This is a genomic window from Nonomuraea solani, from assembly GCF_900108335.1.
GTDB classification, from domain to species: domain Bacteria; phylum Actinomycetota; class Actinomycetes; order Streptosporangiales; family Streptosporangiaceae; genus Nonomuraea; species Nonomuraea solani.
In genome coordinates this window covers 729,476-747,238 of the sequence record NZ_FNVT01000003.1, presented here as the reverse complement: position 1 = coordinate 747,238, position 17,763 = coordinate 729,476, and the positions used below count along the sequence as shown (strand labels likewise).

The following is a 17,763-nucleotide window of genomic DNA, read 5'->3' as shown; positions in this document are numbered from 1 at the left end:
CCTGCGGGGACACCTCGCATACCCCGAATCAATGGGAGGCTTTCGATGGAGTTCAACCACGCTGACCTGTTCGAAGGTCTCGCGGACGCGATCGGGGACAGGACGGCCGTCATCTGCGGTCAGGAACGGCGCACGTACGCCGAGCTCGAAGCCGAGTCCAACCGGCTCGCCCACTACCTGATGAACCTGGGCGTCCAGCCGGGCCAGCACGTCGGCCTGCACCTCTACAACGGCATCGAGTACATCGCCGGCCTCCTGGCCGCCCTCAAGATCAGGGCCGTGCCGATCAACGTGAACTACCGCTATGTCGAGGCCGAGCTGCTCTACCTGTACCGCGACGCCGACCTGCGCGCGCTGGTCTACGACGTGGAGTTCGAGCCCAGGGTGGCCGCCGTGGCAGGCGACGCGCCGCTGCTCGAACACCTGATCTCGGTGGGCGGGCCGCCCGGGATCGCCTCGGCGGTGCCGTACGAGACGGCCCTGGAAAGCGGCAAGCCGGAACGGGGCTTCCCGCCGCGCTCCGGCCAGGACGTGTACATCATCTACACCGGCGGCACCACCGGCATGCCCAAGGGCGCGATGTGGCACGTCGAGGACCTGTTCATGGGCTTCGGCGGCGGCAACCCGTACGGCGAGCCGCGCACCACCCCGCAGGAGGTCATCGACGAGGCGGTCAAGGCCAACCCCATGGTCATGATGGCCGCGCCGCCGCTGATGCACGGGGCCGCGCAGATGGCCACGTTCATCGCCTGGTGGATGGGCTCGACCATGGTGTACGTGCGCAAGTTCGACGCCGACGAGGTCTGGCGGGCCGTCGAGCGGGAGAACGTCGCCACCATCAACATCACCGGCGACGCCATGGCCAGACCCCTCGCCGAGGCGCTGGAGAGCGGCGAGCACGACGTCTCCTCGCTGTTCGTGATCAGCTCGACCGGGGCCATCCTGTCCGGCGCCGTCCGCGACCGCCTCCAGGAACTCCTCCCGAACGTGATGATCCTCGACAACTTCGGCTCCACCGAGTCCGGCTACACCGCCTCGGGCGTGGCCGGCTCCTCACCGGAGAAGGGCCTGCGCTACCAGCCGAACTCCGTGGTCAAGCTGGCCGTGCTCGACGAGGCGCACCGGCCCGTCCGGCCCGGCTCCGGCGACCTCGGCACGGTGGCCAGGTCGGGGACGGTGGCATTCGGCTACTACAACGACCCCGAGAAGACGGCCCGCACGTTCGTCACCGACGAGGAGGGCACCCGCTGGCTGCTGACCGGCGACCTCGCCACGGTGGACACCGACGGCACCGTCAACGTGTTCGGCCGCGGCTCGCAGTGCATCAACACCGGCGGGGAGAAGGTGTTCCCCGAGGAGGTCGAGGCGGTGCTGAAGGGGCATCCCTCGGTGTTCGACGCGGTGGTGACCGGGGTGCCGGACGACCGGTGGGGCAACCGGGTGTGCGCCGTGGTCGAGCCGCGCCCCGGCGTCGAGGTCACGGCAGCCGAACTGGACGAACACTGCAGGACGCTGCTGTCGGGGTACAAGGTGCCTCGTACGTACGCGTTCGTGACCGAAATGGTGCGCTCACCGGCGGGCAAGGCCGACTACCGGTGGGCCAAGGAGACGGTGGAGGCCATCAACGGCTGAGGCGGCGCAGCTCGTCCTCCACCGCCTTCGCGTCATCGTCCCGTCCGGCCCGCTCCAGCACCGTGACCCTGCCGCGCAGCACGTCAAGGAGCAGGCGGGCCGGCTCGGACTCCGGCTCGGCTTCCCGCTGCGCGGCGAGCAGGCCGCGCAGCAGGCCGGCGGAGGCCCGCAGCGCGGCGTCGGCGGCGTCGTTCCTGCCGAGCTCCCGCTGGCAGAAGCCGAGCCGGGCGTGCGCCACGGCCCTGGACAGCTCGTCGCGCGTCACCTGCGTGCCCCGGTGGAACACGAGCCCGGCCTCCAGCGCCCGGCCCGCCTCCATGAGCGCGTCGCCCAGCATGAGCATCGCCCGCGACAGCAGCCCGGCCTGCAGCGGGTTACCGGGGGAGAACCGCTCCAGCGCCGCGACCGCCTCCCGCAGCGGCTGGATCGCCTCGGCCGCCAGGCCCCGCATCCTGAGCGCGGCGGCCAGCGTGAGGCAGGCTCCGGCGCGGCTGGTGTGCAGGGCGTGCGCGTTCATGCCCGTGGTCAGTAGCTCGTCGTAGATCGCGATGGCCTCACGGGCCCTGGCCTCGGCCTCCGTGCCGCCGTCCAGGTCGAGGAGGGGCATCAGCTCGGAGCTCTGCGCCAGCGAGTCGGCGAGCACCGCCCGGTACGTCAGGTCGTCCCGTGACCGTCTGGCCGGCGGGATCAGGCCCTCGACGAGGTCGTTGGCCTCCTTGAGCTCGCCGCGCATCATGTGGCACCTGACGAGCCGCTGGGTGGCCAGGGCGTGCTTGACCGTGCCCGGGTCGTGGCCGGTCAGGGCGATGGCGGCGTACTCGACGGCCTCTTGCGGCCGTCCCGCGGCCAGGAGGTCGTCGGCGATCATGGCGGCCGTCTCGGCGGCGGCGCGCGGCTCGGGCAGCAGGGTGAAGAGCCGCAGCGCCTCCACGAGGTGCGCCAATGCCTCCCGCTCCCGTCCGAACGCCCGCAGCACCCGACCCCGCACCTGTACGGCCCGCGCCCGCACGCGCCCTACGTCTGTCCCGGCCTTGTCCAGCTCCGCGAGGGACCAGGTGATGGCCTCCAGGGCGGCCTGGGGGCGGTCGAGGGCGGCCAGGGTGGCGCCGAGCTGCGCGTAGATGGCGGCGGCCACCGCCGGATCGTCCAGTTCGTCGCACAGGTCGGCGGCCCGTTCGCACTGGGCCAGAGCCTCGACGGGACGGCCGCGTTCGAGCAGTTCTGCGGCGTACAGGTGCAGGGTCTCCGCCAGCGCCGGATCCTGCTGCCCGCCGAGCAGGTCGATGGCCTGCTCCAGCCCGGCCGCGTCGTCGGGCCGCAGCCGTGCCAGCGCGGCGAGCGCCGACCCGAGCGGCCCGCGATAGACGCTCGAACAGGCGGCCAGCCCCCGGTAGACGCGAACGGCCAGCTCGGCCCCCGCGACGGCGCTCCCGAGGTCACCCGCCCGCGCCGCGGTGGCACTGAACAGCGCCAGGCACCGGCCGTACCGGTCGTGCGTTCCAGGGGAGGCGCTCAGCGGCACCTCCCGCTCCAGCGCCTCCGCGAAGGCCGTGAGCGGCGGCACCAGCTCGGGCGCCGCCACCGTCTCCACGTGCTCGGACAGCTCCTCGATGAGCGTTTCGAGCACATCCGTCCCAGGAAGCGGCCGCATGCCGAGGATCTGCGCGTACAGGGGGACTCCAGCCGCCGGACCCTCTTCCCGCACCCGCAGCCGGGCCAGCCGCACCAGCGCCAGCAGGTGCACGGAGACGAGGTCGTGCGGCACGGGTCCGAGCCGGGTCATCAGCGCGGTCCCCGCCGCCAGCCGCTCCATGGCCACGTCGCCGTCGGCCAGCCGGGCCAGGCACAGGCCGCCCAGCTCCAGGCAGGTGGCCGCGAGCAGGCGCGTCGGCTCCGGGCTCTCGGGGTCCGTCGGGTCCGACGGCAGGAGGTCGAGCGCGCGGCCCACCGAGCGGAGCGCGCCCTCCGGGTCCTGCCTGGTGAAGCGGATGCCGCCCTGCAGCCGCAGCGCCCCGGCCAGGGCCAGGGGCTCTTCGAGCCGCTCGGCCACGAGCCCCGCGTACAGCTCGACCAGCCGGTCCGCGGCCGCCTCCGCGTCGGACGGGCAGGCGGCGTGGGACAGCGCCACGGTCTCCAGGATCAGCAGCTCGGCAAGTTCGGTACGGAACACCAGGCTCGTCCCGGTGTGCGGCTCGTACGACTCGATGGCGGTGAGCAGGTGCGGAATGGCCTCCTTGTGCCGGCCCAGCCCCACGAGCGAACGCCCGAGCGCCGCGGCGACCATGCCCACGGCCAGCACGTGCGGCCCGTCGGGCGCGGCCTGCCGCTGCAGTAGCTCGGCCGCCTGCATCGCCAGCCCGAACCCTTCCCCGGCCCGCCCCGCGTTCGCCCACGCGGCGGCCAGCATGGCCTGGGCCGACAGATAGGCGTCGATCTGCTCGCGCCCCAGCCCGCCGCCGCCGCTCTCGACCGCCCTCCTGCGCTCGGCCAACTGCGCCTGCGCCCTGCGTACGGCCTCGTCGGGGCGGACCACGACCAGCGCCAGCAACCACGGCCGCCCACCGGCCGGATCGGCGGGCGGCGCCGCCTCCCACCTGCGCAGCCGGGCGCGTACCTCGGAGCGGTGACGCAGGCCGTCGTCGTCGCTCAGCACGTCGTACAGCTCGGCGGCGATCTCCAGCTGCGCCCGGCCGTCCGCCGTCCGGCCCAGCTCGTCCAGGCAGAGGCCGAGCAGCCGCCGGCCCCTGGCCTGCGCCGCCGCGTGCCCCTCCGCCGCCACGGCCATGGCCTCCTGCAACGGGCCCAGCGCGGCGTCCGGGCGGTCGTCGATCAGCAGCAGCTCGCCGAGGTCCAGCAGTTGTCCCGCGAGCGCCGGGCGGTGCGCGTCGGGGTCGAGGGTGACGAGGGTCCGCAGATTGCGTACGGCCTCGGCGGCGGACCGCTCGGCGGCGTCCAGGTCGTCCAGGCGGGCGTGCAGCCTGGCCGGCAGGGCGGCGGCGGAGGCCAGCATCGCCCGCAACCCGGGCTCCTCACCGGCCAGCGCCCGCAGCCGCGTCACGGCCTGGGCCGCCGGGACGAGCGCGTCGGCCGGCCGGTCGCGCTCCTCCAGCCAGACGGCGATCCTGTGCAGGCGGTGGGCGACGTCCCTGCTGGTGGGGGCCGCGTACTTGACGGCTGCGGCGACGGCCACCGCGAGACAGGCGGCCACCTCGGGCAGCGCGGCCGCGTCCGCCTCCTCGAACGGGGCCAGCGGCTCCGGCGACCTGGTCACGACGGGGGCCGACGGCGGCTTGGCCGCCTGGACGAAGGCGGCGGCCACCGGCCGGGGCCGCTGGATGGCGAACTTGGACTCCTGCCGCCGCTGCTTCTTGGCCGATCCCGTCGGGTGGAACGCCTGGTACGGCGGGGGCAGACTGGGCGGCGCTCCCGGCGGCGCTCCCGGCGGCGCTCCCGGCGGCGCTCCCGGCGGCGCTCCCGGCGGCGCGGAAAGCGGGAGTGCTTTCGGCGGTGTGGTGGCCGGCGGGCGGGGGAACGTCGCCGGTGGTGTTTCCGGCTCCGGGTTCGGGAGCACGGACAGGATGCCCGTCACGTCGGCCGCGAAGGCGGTGTCGCCGCCCGCCGCCTCGAACGCCCGCGCCGCCTCGGCCGGCCGGCCGACCTCCAGCAGCGCGCACGCCAGATTGTGATGCGCCCGCGCCGCCCGCTCCGCGTAGCGCGGATCCTCCTCGGCCAGGATGCGGAACCTGGCCGCCGCCTCCTGCGCGGGCTTGAGCGCACTGCCCGCCTCTCCCGCCAGCAGCAGGCACGAGCCCAGCCCGAACAGCGCCTCCGCCCGCCCGGCCGCCTCCTCGTACGGGGGCGCGGCGGCATAGATCTCCACCGACTCGGCCGCCGCGACGACCGCCTCGCCCACCCTGCCCACGGCCGCCAGCCCGCCCGACGACCAGGTCAGCGCCCCGGCCAGCGCGATCCGCGCCCCGCTCGCCCGGTGATGGCGCACGGCCAGCTCGCCGAGCGTCACCTTGAGCGCCCGCGACCCCGGCCCCGCGTCCCGCCGTACCGCCGCGGCGACCGGCGCTTCGGTCACGGCCGTGGCCACGGCTTCGGCGAGGTGGCGGTCGGCGGCGAACAGGGCGAGCGCTGAGTCGAGCACGTCGCCGAGCCGGGTCGCCGGGTTCGCCACGGCCTCGGCGACCAGCTTCCCGGCCCTACCGGCGACCAGCGACCACAGTGCCGCCCTGACCCGTTCCCGCGTGGCCGACAGGCGCAGGACGTCGAGCATGCGTACCAGGTGTTCGGCCGTACGACCCTCATGATCGTGTACGGCGAGCACGAGCGCGTCCAGATCCTCCGTACCGGCCAGGAACTGCTCGGCCACGAGATCCGGCCCGAGCGGCTCACCATCGGGAAAGATCCGGCCAAGCCACCCCGCCACCTCCAGGGCGCTCACCCCACGGCCACGGATCCCGGGCACGGCCGTCAGCAGCCCCGGCAACTCGGCGGAGGTGGGCGCGGTGAGCGTGAGCACCGCCACCACCTGCCGCGCCGTCACCTCGCCCAGGCGTTCCACCCCGTCCGGCCACACCCGCGCCCATCGATCGCGTTCGTGCGCGACGAACCGCCCGAACAGCCCGCCGCCCACCTCGGACCGGCTGTCATGAGCGTCCGGGTCACCGTCGCGCAGCCGCAGCAGGGCGGCCACGTGCACGTGCAGCGGAAGGCCGTGGTCCGGGTCGTCGAGCCGCGGCGGCGCGGGCAGCGCGGCCCGGCTCGGGGCGAACGCCTTCATGGCCGTCAGCACGTGCTCCCGCCGTTCGGACAGGGTGAGCGGGGCGGTGTTGAGCTGCACGGTCGTGGTGTTGAGCCGCCTCAGCCAGCCGCCCGCCGCGGTGTCCAGCCGCCGCCACCAGTCCGCCTCGCCGGGCTCCCTGACCAGCAGCAACAGCCGTATCCGGGGATTGCGCCCGTGCTTGGCCAGCCGCCGGATCAGCTCGCCCAGCAGCGGCGAGTACGGTTCGGGCCGATCGACGACGAGCAGACTGGGCCGCAACGCATCCAAACCCGGCATAGGCCCCGACAGCGGCTCGCGGAGCGGCTCCAGGGGCAGGAACCCCGTGTCCCAGCCCGCCTCCGCCAGCTCCGCGCACAGCTCGCCCGCCAGCCGGCTCTTCCCCGTGCCACTGCGCCCCGTCACGATCGCGATCGACAGCGCGGCCGGACCGGCGGCCCAGGATCGCAGCTCGGCCAGCTCCTCGACCCGCCCCAGGAACGGCACCACGGCATGGCGCGCCATCAGCAGCGTCCAGTCCGCGCGGTCCTGCGGCAACGCCTCGCGGGCGGGCACCAGCAGCCCCGGCAGGTTCACCGAGGAGTCGCCCTCCGCCACGGTTTCGAGCGGCCCGGGAGCCACGCCCGCCAGCTCACGGAACCGTCCGTCGCCGAGCAGCGCGGTCACGGGGATGGCGTCGAGGCGGTGCTCGGCGCCCCCGGCCGCGATCACGCCGACGACCTGCCCGGCGGGCTCGGCGAGCAGGACCGCGCCCGGCAGTCCGCGCAGGAGCGAGCCGCGCACCGACGCCGGCACGCCGACCGTCAGGGCCTTCGACACCACGCCCGTGGGCACGTCCACCAGCCCGGGCACCGTGGCGGCGTCGCGGAACCCGGCCCGCTGCCCCGCCCGTGGAAAGCCCCTGATCACACAGCGCAGCGGTGCGTCGGAGACCACCCGGGCCCAGCGGGTGTGCTCGACGCCCGGGAGGTTCGCCCAGGGGGAGTCCGGTACCCGCAACAGCACGGCGTCCGCGCCCCGCCACACCTGCTCGGCCGCCGCCCATCGGGCCGACCATGGGGCGCGTACCTGGCAGGGCACCTCGGGGTCCACCACGGCTCCCGAGGTCAGCACCAGGTCAGGGCCGAGCACGTATCCGGAGCCGGTCACGCCGACGAGGTCGTCGTGCCCCGAATAGACCTCGACGGCCCGTTCGAGCCCGAGGCGGTGCGGTGGCGCGTCCATGAGGTCCCGCCCATTAGCTACGTCCCGACGTGCCGCCCCCGGTCAGCCTGTGATCTCACTATCGCACTATGGCCTAGAAATTTCGCGGCTTGTCATGCCTTCTCGGTCGTGAGCCAGGCCGCCAGCCCGAGGTACACCACCCCGCTGCCCACGTCCAGCCGGCGGCGGGCGCGGGCGGAACCGCGTACCCGGCCGGCGAGGGCCGAGGCGAGCATCGCGTACGTCCCGTCCGAGGCCATCCCCAGCACGATCCAGAGCACCCCGAGCACCAGGATCTGCACACCGACGGGCCCCGCGGCCGGGTCGGTGAAATGCGGGAGGAACGCCATGAAGAAGATGGCCGTCTTGGGGTTGAGCACGTTGACCACGAACCCCTCCCAGAACAGCCGCCGCTTCGACTGCACCTGGATCTCGATCAGCTCCTGGTCGTCGCCCCTGCGCATCAGCTTGCGCACGCCGAGCCAGAGGAGGTAGGCCACGCCGACGTACTTGACCACGGTGAACGCCGTGGCCGAGGCCGCCAGCAGGGCGCTGATGCCGAGCGCGGCGGCGCCGACGTGGACCAGGGAGCCGGCGTGCACGCCGAGCACCGAGATCAGGCCCGCGCCCCGGCCTTGGGAGACGCTCCTGGTGACGATGTAGAGGACCGCCGGCCCGGGCACGATCAGCAGCCCGAGCGTGGCCGCACAGAAGATGGCAAGGGTGGAAATGTCCGGCATGGGGCCATGGTAAAGGTCGCGTCAAAGACTTTCTTCGAGGGCCTTCAGAAGAGCGTCCGTGGCCGGTGGGTACGGGGGTTCGCCGTAGACGGCGGCGTACACGTGCCTGGTCGAGCCCGGCACCTCCGCCACCTCGACGTCGGGATGGCGATGGGCGCGCAGCGCGAGCCCCGGCAGCATGGTCAGCCCCAGCCCGGCCGCCACCAGCGCCTGCACCGCCACGATGTCGTCGCTGGTGAACGCGATCCGCGGCTCGAACCCCGCCCGCTCGCAGACGTCCAGCAGATGGCTGCGGCACCGGTCGCACCCGGCGATCCAGGCCGAATCGGCGTGGTCGGCCAGCGCGCCCGCCGGGCCGTTGGACACCAGGTAGCTGGGGTCGTCGAGCAGGTGGACGAGGTGCAGGCCGCCGTCCTCGGGGGCGGTGTCGTCGTAGCGGAACATCACCGCCACGTCCACCCGCCCGGCCCGCAGCAGCCGCAGGGCCTCGGGCGGCTCGGTCTCGGTGAGCTGCAGCCGCAGCCCGGGATGCGCGCCGGCCAGGAGCCCGGCCGCCTTGGGGATGAACGTGCCCAGCGCGGAGGGGAAGGCGGCCAGCCGTACGCGGCCCGAGCGCAGCCCCACGTGCGCGGCCAGTTCGTCGGCGGTGGCGTCGAGGCGGCCGATGATGTCGGCGGCCCGCTCCGCCAGCAGCCGGCCCGCCTCGGTGAGCCTGATGCCGCGCCCCGCGCGCTGGATGAGCTTGGCGCCGGTCTCCGCCTCCAGCCTGGCAAGGTGGTGACTGACCGAGGGCTGGGAGTAGTGCAGCTCCTTGGCCGCCGCGGTCAGCGAGCCCTTGCGGGCGACCGTGACGAGGACGCGCAGGCGCACGACGTCTAGCATTCATCAATCATATCTATGGATGCCCCAGAAGACTTCTGTTGGACCTATCGGTCGAGATGCAGGACTGTAGGAGGGGAAGGCAGATTACTGATTTTCCCTAGGGGAATCCCATGAATATGGCCGCCACCACAGCCATCAGGCCAGGACTCCACCCGCTGGTGTCGGGCGTGTCCCAGGTCGTCGCCCGGAGGCTCGGGCTCCGCGAGAGCGCGACCGCCGTCGCCGACGTGCTCCGCGCGCACCTTCCCGACCTCGACCTCCTGACGCCCGAGGAGCGCGCGGGCTCACCCGACGGCTACCTCTCCCACATCCTGTACGCCGAGGAGCACTTCTCGGTCGTGGCCGTGGTGTGGCGGCCCGGCCAGTACACGGTGATCCACGACCACGTGTCGTGGTGCACGTTCGGGATCCTCAGCGGTATCGAGCACGAGACGCTCTACCGCGACATGGGCGACCATCTGGTGGAGATCGGGCGGGCCGACAACCTGCCGGGGGAGGTCAGCGGGTTCGCGCCGCCCGGGGACATTCACCGGGTGCGCAACACGAGCGCGGAGGTCGGGGTGTCGGTGCACGTTTACGGCGCCGACGTGAGCCGGCTCGGCAGCAGCGTGCGCCGCGTCTACGACCTGCCGATCAGATAGCTCGTCGAGCGGCCCCGCGAATGGGCCACCACGACCAGGTCGCGGCGGTCGCGTCGACCACGGTGCCGGCGTCCCCTTCCCCCGGGGCGATGAGTTCCCGCTCCCGGGCAGGTCTGTCCTTTGAGACAGAGGAGTGACCATGGACACGAAACTGGACACGCGGTTCAGCGCCCCCGACACTGCTCCGACGCCCTGGGAGCAGGCGCGCGACCAACTCGAACGGGCGGAGACGTACTGGCTGAGCACCGTACGCACCGACGGCCGCCCCCACGTCACGACGCTGATGGCCGTCTGGCGGGACGACGCGATCTACTTCTGTACGGGCCCGGAGGAGCAGAAGGCCCGCAACCTGGAGTCCAACCGCCACTGCGCGCTCACTACCGGCGCCAGCTCCCTGCACGAGGGCCTTGACCTGGTGGTGGAGGGCCTGGCCGAGCGGGTCACGGACCCCGGCAGGCTCAAGCGGCTGGCCGAGGCCTGGGAGTCCAAGTACGGCGCCGAATGGCACTACGAGGTCGGCGACGGCGTCTTCGTGAACCCCGACGCCGGGCCCGCCCTGGTCTTCGAGGTGGCCCCGGCGAAGGTCCTGGGCTTCCGCAAGGGCGACTACGCGCAGATCCGCTGGAGTCCCGCCACCGATTAGGAAAATTTATTTGCGCAACTTTCCTTTTGCTTTTATGGTGGTGTCATGGCCACCAGGAAGATCCACCGCGTCAAGGACCTCGACACGCTGAAGGCCCTGGGGCACCCCCTGCGCATCAAGCTCTACCGGGCGCTCTACGTGGCGGGCACGGCGACGGCCTCGCAGCTCGCCGACCAGGTGGACGAGGCCGTCTCGCTGGTCAGCTACCACCTGCGCAAGCTGGCCACCCACGGCATCATCGAGGAGGCCGAGGCGGGCCGCGGCGACGGCCGCGAGCGCTGGTGGCAGCCGGTGGCCACCCGGATCACCACCATGGACGAGGACTTCAGCGACGCGCCCGAGCGCGCCGCCGTCCACACCGCCGTCTCGCGTGTGTACGCCCGGCAGCACGGCGAGATGTACGAGACCTACCTCGACACGAAGCAGACCTGGGACACCGGCTGGCGCAATGCGGCCTTCGGCTCCGAATACCTGATGCCGCTCACGGCCGACGAGCTGCGGGAGCTGAAGGAGGAGCTCGACGAGCTCGTCGCCCGGTGGCAGACCCGGGCCAAGGCGGCCCGGGAGGCGGGCGACATGGAGGGCCGCGAGAACGTCGCCGTGCACGCGCACGGATTCCCGTTCCGGACTTAGGAGAGCCCAATGGATCCCGACATATACCTGTATGTCGAGCAGGCAAGAGCCCATGAACTGAGAGCCGCCGCCGACCACCACCGCCTGACGCGGCCCGCGCCTCGCATGTGGGAGATACGGCTGGGCTGGGCCCTGATCGAAACGGGCCTACGCCTCGTCCACCGGCGGACCGTCGACTACTGATCGAATCCGAGCTGGTGGCGCATGGCCACCGCGTCCCTGACGGCCCAGTGCTCGACGATCCGGCCGTCCCGTACCCGGATCAGGTCCATGCCACGCACCTCGTACCGGCGGCCTGAGGCCGTGTGCGTCCCCCGGCTGAGATAGACGTTGGCCGACAGATCGCCATCGCAGACGTTCTGCTCGACCGTGACCGAAACGTCGTGGAAGCCCGTCTCCCCGGAGACCGCCCGCTCCCACTTCTGCCGCCACGCCGCCAGCCCGTGGTGGTCGCCGTCCGTACCGCCCCGATGGTCGATCACGTCAGGGTCGATGAGGTCCAGCGCCTCGTCCATCCGCCCGGTCGCGAGAACCTCCGGATATAGCTCAAGTATCCGCCGATGCACATCTCCTGCTCTCATTGGCGCACCCTCCTGACCTAAGTGGGGAGTTCCCCGTTTCGTATCCCCGGCTACACTAACCGGGGACTTCCCCACTTAGCAAGGAGTGCTCATTGAAACCGCGCCCTCTACGGGCCGACGCGCAGCGCAACCGCGACCTCCTGCTGGCCGCCGCCGCCCAGTTGTTCGCCGAACGCGGCACCGAAGCCCCGCTGGACGACGTCGCCCGCCGCGCCGGAGTCGGAAACGCCACCATGTACCGGCACTTTCCCACCCGCTCCGACCTGCTGGCCGCCGTCTACGCCGACGAGGTGGCCCAGCTCTGCGCCAGCGCCGAGACCCTGCGCACCACCGAGCCACCGGCCCAGGCACTCCGCCACTGGCTACGGCTCTTCATGGACCACATCACCACCAAACGCGACCTGGCCCTGGCCGTCACCGACGACTCGGCCACGCAACACGCCGACTGGCACCGCGCCATGCTCGACACCGCCTCGAACCTGCTGGAGGAGGCCAAACGAGCCGGCGACGTCCACGCCGACCTGGACGTACGCGACCTGCTGACCCTCGTCAAAGGCATAGCCCTGGCCGCCACCGACCGCTCTCAGGCCGAACGCCTCCTGTCCCTCGTGTCACGCTGTCATGGCGTCTGACCAGGCTCGTCCACGATGCCGGAACCGAGCACCGACATCCCCGCCGACTCACCATCGGCCCGCACCACTTTGACCCCCATGTAGTGGTAATCATCCGGATCGAGGATGTAGTACCCCTTGACTCCGTCGCCGGCATCGAACACCACCCCGATGCCCTGACGGCCGTCCGCGTCCGTGACGCCCTCCTCGACGGACACGTTCGGAATCTTGGCCAGCGCCCGGTACATCCCCGCCACCGTCTCCGGCGGAATCATCGGCCCGAACTTCATGTACCACCCGATCGCCCCGAACACCTTGACGTCGTCCGCGATCTCCGGCGCGCAGCGAGGGTGGCAGATCGACAAAGGGCTGCGCTCCTTCTCCAGCCCCCGGAAGTGCCGCAAAAGCGCGTCCGGGTCGGACGGCAACGCCTCGACCTCCTTCTGCGTACGCCCCACGTGCGTCGGCCCCTTCTCCGCGGCACCCACCCGCAGTTCCTCGCCCTCCACCCGGACCGCCGACCTGCGGCCGTCCATCCGATCCCAGCTCTCGAAGGCCGGCAGATCGCCACCCAGGTGCTGCGACTCTTTCAGGTAGAACCACTGGTCAGACCGAATCCCGGCAACGGAACTCCGGCTCGCCACAAGCGCCGCCCGCTCCAACACCGCCACCACGCCGTTGCTCCCCCCTGACGGCCGCGCAAGGCCGTTCCCACCCGGCGGCCGCACCCCCACATCCTTACCTTCCTGCGCCTGAACCACCGCCACCGCGGCGACCACCACCGCACAGGCCCCGGCCAGCGCCAGCCCGATCCGCACCCGATGCACAGGCTTCGGCCGCCGCACGGCAGGAGCCCCGTTCACCATCGCGGCCAGCCTGCGCTCCGCCCCCACGACGTCCATACGCTCAGGCACCTCGCCCCGCATCTTCCTGAGCAGCTCGATCTCGTCTACCATCGGCCATCCCCTCATCCCTCGTCGACCACGGTCGGATCGATCCCAGCCAGCACCCGGCGCAACCTGCTCCGAGCCCGGTTCACCCGGGATCGCACGGTCCCCACGGGCACACCCAGCGCCACCGCCGCCTCCTCGTACGTGAGCTCCGTCCACGTCACCAGCAGCAACGTGTCCCGATGCTTCTGCGACAGCCCACCCAGCGCCTTGGCCAGCCGCCGGCTCACCCCGTCGGCGGCCACCCGCCGATCGACCTCATCGGTGAACGGCTCGATCACCGAGTCGGCCCCTGTCCGGCTCAGTGCTCTGTAAAGGCCGATCTCACGGCGACGGTGGCGCCCGATGAGGTTGGTGGCGATCCCGTACAACCAGGACCGCTCGTCGCCGAGCCTCCCGTCGTAGGAGTCGAGCCGCTGCAGAGCCACGGCGAACGTCTCCGCCACGATGTCATCGGCCGGCTCCAGCCCCAGCCGCCGCACCACGTACCGTTTGAGCTCGGGGGCATGCTGGACGAACAGGGAGCCGACCCGCTCGGACTCGTACCGGGACAGCCCGCCCCCCACGACCCCGCCATCCGCCCCCGCGGCGCCGGGCCGTGACGAAACGCTCGCCCGGCTTTCGTGTCGCATCTCTTGCCTCTCGGGTGTCTCTGGACATGACAGGAGTAATTGCCACGAGCCGGGGCGGCGGTTCCATGAATTTTCCGGAGGAACACACGACGGACTCCTGCAAGATCTTCACAACAGCACCGGAAGCAGACCTGCTTCGAGGGCCGACTCCCCTGGAACGGCGGCATCGACCGACCGAGACCAGGTTGAGGCGCGTCTGGACGCTTGAAGGCGAGTTGCGGCGCGCACTTCGGATGCAGTCAGAGCTCCGATTTCGCAGATCTTCGACGAAATAATGCCTATGCGAGGAGTGATGCAGTGCTGATCCGCTTCGAGGTGGCGAACTTCCGCTCGATGCGCGATCCGGTCGAGCTGTCGATGGTGGCCGTGGACCGGCACCGCGTCCGGAGTTGAGGCGTTTGTTGACTCGTTCTCACACGAGCCGAACGCCTGACTCGGGGCAGGTTGTTGTGAAAGCGCCGCTACTTATGCCAGGCGGCGGCCTTGACCTGTGGTGGAGCCGGGGGAAATGACCCCAAGGCCGTGGTCGCGGCGCTGACGCGGGCGTCCGGGTGGGCTCCCTGAGGCCGGTAATCGGGCAGCGGGTGGGCGATGGCGCCGGAGGCGCGGGGGTTGCGCCGGAGGCGCCTAAATGAGAGCGTCTGAGCCCTGTGGCGCGTAGCGCCCCCTTGCGAAGCCCTTTTGGGGTGGGTGTCGGGCGGCCCACCCGGTAATCGGGCAACGGGTGGGGGAGGCGCCTGAGGCTTGTGCTCATAGCGCCCCCTGCGAAAACCTCAGACGCCCAATGCCGAAGGCAGGCTTAGTTCGTGGAGGAACAGGGCCTCCGTGGTGACCACCTTGCGGAGTTCTTCCAGGTCCACCCGCTCGTTAGGCGCGTGGATGGCCGCGTCCTCGTCCTCCGCCCCGAACAGCAGGATCTCCGCCGCAGGGAACTGCTTGAGCAGCGTGTTCACCAGCGGGATCGAGCCGCCAGCCCCCACGTCACGCGGCGGGCGGCCGAAGGCCCACTCCATGGCGCGGTTGAGGGCCGCGCGGGCCTTGCCGCCCGAGTCCGCCTGGAAGCCGGAGCCCACCGTGAAGTCGCCGAACGACACCTGTACGCCCCATGGCGCCACCTGGCGCAGGAACTCCACGACCGCGTTCACGGTCGTCTTCGGGTCGCCCGCCGGAGGTACGCGGACCGTCACCCGGGCCCGCGCGGCCGGCTGGACGGCGTTGACCGCGCCCGAAACCGACGGCACGTCGAGGCCGGTGACCGTGATGGCGTACGACGACCACAGGCGGTCCGCCAGCGAGCCCGAGCCCACCAGCGACACCCCTTCGAGCACCCCGGCCGTCTTCCTGAACTCCTCCTCCGAAGGCCCCTGCCCCAGGAAGGCGCCCCGCGGCAGCCCGGGTACGCGGATGTCGCCGTTGTCCCCGTGCAGCGAGGTCAGCATGCGCATGAGCGCCGCCAGCGCGTCAGGGGCGGCGCCGCCGAACGAGCCGCTGTGGACGGCGCCCTGCAGAGTGCGGACCTCGATGGTGAAGGCGGCCATGCCGCGCAGCGAGGTCGTGACAGCAGGGTCGCCGACGCGCGGGTTGCCGGTGTCGGCGACCACGATGGCGTCGGCCCGCAGCAGGTCGGGGTTGCGCTCGACGAACGCCTCCAGGCGCTCGCCCGCGTATTCTTCCTGGCCCTCGATGATGACCTTGATACCCACGGGGAAGCGGCCCTGGAAGGTGCGCAGGGCGGCGATGTGGGAGATGACGCCGGACTTGTCGTCGGCGCAGCCGCGCCCGTACAGGCGGCCGTCGATCAGGGTCGGCTCGAACGGCGGGGTGCGCCACGCGGCCGGGTCACCGGCCGGCTGGACGTCGTAATGCGCGTAGAGCAGGACGGTCGGCATGCCGGGAGGCGCGGGCGCCTCGCCGTAGATGGCCGGGAAGCTGCCGTCCACCTGCACCTGCTGGACGCGCGGCAGGCCGGCGGAGCGCAGCAGCTCCTCCGTCAGGGAGGCGGCGGCGTAGACGGGCTCTTCCGGATGCCCCGGGAAGGCCACGGACGGGATGGCGGCCAGACGCTTGAGGTCCTCAATGGCCTGTGGCATCGCGGCGCGGACAGCGCTCTCAATCTGGTCAGGAGTCACAGGACGGTCCCCCGGGGGTCGTTCTCATCGGTATCAACGAGGATCGGCGGTCTACAGCACTTCTTAGCGGTTAGCAATGGTTCGCTCTCATTGGATCACAACCGGCCCCACGCTGCGGAAACGGGGCAGGCGGCCTGGCCCTGACCCACGGGCCAATCTACCTTCGGATTTCGTTGCCGTTACATACCGGTTCTGCGGATACCCGTTTTCTTGCATAGTGGTGCGACCGATTCGCTTGGCAAATCGACAGGGGAACCTGCAGACTGTGGGAAGTTGAGATACGAGGGAAGATAGCCATGACGCAGCCGGAATACGACGTCCTCAAGGCCGCGCAGGACAACCTGTGGTTGCACTTCACCAGGCACAGCGCCTACCAGCAGGCCGAGATCCCCACCATCGTGCGGGGTGAGGGATCCCACATCTACGACATCCACGGCAAGCGTTATCTGGACGGGCTGGCCGGGCTGTTCGTGGTCCAGGTGGGCCACGGCCGCCAGGAGCTGGCCGAGGCCGCCGCGAAGCAGGCGCAGGAGCTGGCCTTCTTCCCGCTGTGGTCCTACGCCCACCCGAAGGCCGCCGAGCTGGCCCAGCGCCTGGCCGCCTACACGCCGGGCGAGCTCAACCGCGTCTTCTTCACGACCGGCGGTGGCGAGGCGGTCGAGTCGGCCTGGAAGCTGGCCAAGCAGTACTACAAGCTGGTCGGCAAGCCGCTCAAGCACAAGGTCATCAGCCGCCAGATCGCCTATCACGGCACCCCGCAGGGCGCGTTGTCGATCACCGGCATCCCGGCGTTCAAGCAGATGTTCGAGCCGCTGGTGCCGGGGTCCGTGCGCGTGCCCAACACCAACCACTACCGCGCCGACGAGATCACCGGCGTCAAGGGCATGACGCCCGAGGAGTACGGCATCTGGGCCGCCGACCGGGTGGCCCGCGCCATCGAGATGGAGGGCCCCGACACGGTGGCCGCCGTCTTCGCGGAGCCCGTACAGAACGCCGGCGGTTGTTTCCCGCCGCCGCCCGGCTACTTCCAGCGCCTGCGCGAGATCTGCGACGAGTACGACGTGCTGCTCGTCTCCGACGAGGTCATCTGCGCCTTCGGCCGGCTGGGCACCATGTTCGGCGGCCAGAAGTTCGACTACGTGCCCGACATCATCACCTGCGCCAAGGGCATGACCAGCGGCTACTCGCCGATCGGCGCCATGATCGCGCACGAGCGGCTGTTCGAGCCGTTCAAGAACGGCGACACCATGTTCGCCCACGGCTACACTTTCGGCGGTCACCCGGTGTCCTCGGCGGTGGCGCTGGCCAACCTCGACATCTTCGAGCGCGAAGACCTGCTCGGCCACGTCACGAAGAACGAGCCGCTGTTCCAGCAGACCCTCGACGACCTGCGCGACCTGCCCATCGTCGGCGACGTGCGCGGCGCCGGCTACTTCTGGGGCATCGAGCTGGTCAAGGACAAGACCACCAAGGAGACCTTCGACGCCGACGAGTCCGAGCGGTTGCTGCGCGGGTTCCTGTCGAAGGCGCTGTTCGACGCGGGCCTCTACTGCCGCGCCGACGACCGTGGCGACCCCGTGATCCAGCTCGCGCCGCCGCTGGTGGCGGGGCCGAAGGAGTTCGACGAGATCGGGCAGATCCTGCGCGGCGTGCTCACCGAAGCGTGGGCACGGCTGTAAGAGCTGTAACACCCCTCA

At 71.4% G+C, this 17,763-nt stretch carries 14 protein-coding genes; 7 read left to right on the top strand and 7 right to left on the bottom strand.

Features of this window, described 5'->3' with window-relative positions; translation table 11 throughout:
- Nucleotides 1-45 precede the first annotated feature (45 nt).
- Complete coding sequence (locus C4V41_RS14520) at nucleotides 46-1,632, top strand: acyl-CoA synthetase (RefSeq protein ID WP_103956331.1); 1,587 nt, start codon at nucleotides 46-48, stop codon at nucleotides 1,630-1,632.
- Here C4V41_RS14520 and C4V41_RS14515 read toward each other — a convergent pair.
- The 3 genes from C4V41_RS14515 to C4V41_RS14505 all read right to left on the bottom strand — a co-directional run bounded on the left by C4V41_RS14515 (nucleotide 1,622) and on the right by C4V41_RS14505 (nucleotide 9,246).
- Nucleotides 1,622-7,645 carry a tetratricopeptide repeat protein gene (locus tag C4V41_RS14515; protein WP_103956330.1) on the bottom strand — a complete coding sequence of 2,008 codons (6,024 nt, stop codon included), beginning with the start codon at nucleotides 7,643-7,645 and terminating at the stop codon, nucleotides 1,622-1,624. The genes C4V41_RS14520 and C4V41_RS14515 overlap by 11 nt on opposite strands.
- 92 nt (nucleotides 7,646-7,737) lie before the next feature.
- Nucleotides 7,738-8,364 carry a LysE family translocator gene (locus C4V41_RS14510; protein WP_103956329.1) on the bottom strand — a complete coding sequence of 209 codons (627 nt, stop codon included), beginning with the start codon at nucleotides 8,362-8,364 and terminating at the stop codon, nucleotides 7,738-7,740.
- A 21-nt stretch (nucleotides 8,365-8,385) separates the two neighbouring features.
- Nucleotides 8,386-9,246 carry a LysR family transcriptional regulator gene (locus tag C4V41_RS14505; RefSeq protein WP_103956328.1) on the bottom strand — a complete coding sequence of 287 codons (861 nt, stop codon included), beginning with the start codon at nucleotides 9,244-9,246 and terminating at the stop codon, nucleotides 8,386-8,388.
- A gap of 110 nt (nucleotides 9,247-9,356) precedes the next feature.
- On the opposite strand from C4V41_RS14505, the gene C4V41_RS14500 reads away from it, so the two are divergent.
- The 4 genes from C4V41_RS14500 (at nucleotide 9,357) to C4V41_RS62930 (ending at nucleotide 11,346) form a co-directional block, all read left to right on the top strand.
- Nucleotides 9,357-9,887, top strand: coding sequence for a cysteine dioxygenase family protein (locus C4V41_RS14500; RefSeq protein ID WP_103956327.1), 531 nt, complete (start codon nucleotides 9,357-9,359; stop codon nucleotides 9,885-9,887).
- Between the two features lie 139 nt (nucleotides 9,888-10,026).
- On the top strand, nucleotides 10,027-10,530 hold the full coding sequence (locus tag C4V41_RS14495) for a pyridoxamine 5'-phosphate oxidase family protein (RefSeq protein WP_103956326.1): 504 nt from the start codon (nucleotides 10,027-10,029) through the stop codon (nucleotides 10,528-10,530).
- Between the two features lie 45 nt (nucleotides 10,531-10,575).
- On the top strand, nucleotides 10,576-11,163 hold the full coding sequence (locus C4V41_RS14490; protein ID WP_103956325.1) for a winged helix-turn-helix domain-containing protein: 588 nt from the start codon (nucleotides 10,576-10,578) through the stop codon (nucleotides 11,161-11,163).
- Between the two features lie 9 nt (nucleotides 11,164-11,172).
- Nucleotides 11,173-11,346, top strand: coding sequence for a hypothetical protein (locus tag C4V41_RS62930; RefSeq protein ID WP_200823975.1), 174 nt, complete (start codon nucleotides 11,173-11,175; stop codon nucleotides 11,344-11,346).
- Here C4V41_RS62930 and C4V41_RS14485 read toward each other — a convergent pair.
- Nucleotides 11,340-11,744, bottom strand: a complete 405-nt coding sequence (locus C4V41_RS14485; RefSeq protein WP_103956324.1) for an ester cyclase — start codon at nucleotides 11,742-11,744, stop codon at nucleotides 11,340-11,342. The genes C4V41_RS62930 and C4V41_RS14485 overlap by 7 nt on opposite strands.
- 92 nt (nucleotides 11,745-11,836) lie before the next feature.
- Here C4V41_RS14485 and C4V41_RS14480 point away from each other — a divergent pair, with 92 nt between their 5' ends.
- A complete protein-coding gene (locus C4V41_RS14480; protein ID WP_103956323.1) occupies nucleotides 11,837-12,376 on the top strand; it encodes a TetR/AcrR family transcriptional regulator in 540 nt (179 codons plus the stop codon).
- On the opposite strand, the gene C4V41_RS14475 is transcribed toward C4V41_RS14480, so the two are convergent.
- The 3 genes from C4V41_RS14475 to C4V41_RS14465 all read right to left on the bottom strand — a co-directional run bounded on the left by C4V41_RS14475 (nucleotide 12,364) and on the right by C4V41_RS14465 (nucleotide 16,066).
- Nucleotides 12,364-13,257, bottom strand: a complete 894-nt coding sequence (locus C4V41_RS14475) for a CU044_5270 family protein (protein WP_146103658.1) — start codon at nucleotides 13,255-13,257, stop codon at nucleotides 12,364-12,366. The genes C4V41_RS14480 and C4V41_RS14475 overlap by 13 nt on opposite strands.
- 65 nt (nucleotides 13,258-13,322) lie before the next feature.
- The gene (locus C4V41_RS14470) at nucleotides 13,323-13,937 is read right to left on the bottom strand and encodes an RNA polymerase sigma factor (RefSeq protein WP_103956321.1); all 615 of its coding nucleotides are present in this window, start codon (nucleotides 13,935-13,937) and stop codon (nucleotides 13,323-13,325) included.
- 773 nt (nucleotides 13,938-14,710) lie between these two features.
- Complete coding sequence (locus C4V41_RS14465) at nucleotides 14,711-16,066, bottom strand: dipeptidase (RefSeq protein WP_103956320.1); 1,356 nt, start codon at nucleotides 16,064-16,066, stop codon at nucleotides 14,711-14,713.
- Nucleotides 16,067-16,362: 296 nt separating this feature from the next.
- On the opposite strand from C4V41_RS14465, the gene C4V41_RS14460 reads away from it, so the two are divergent.
- Entirely contained in the window at nucleotides 16,363-17,745 is a 1,383-nt protein-coding gene (locus C4V41_RS14460; protein ID WP_103956319.1) for an aspartate aminotransferase family protein, read from the top strand.
- The last annotated feature ends 18 nt before the right edge of the window (nucleotides 17,746-17,763 follow it).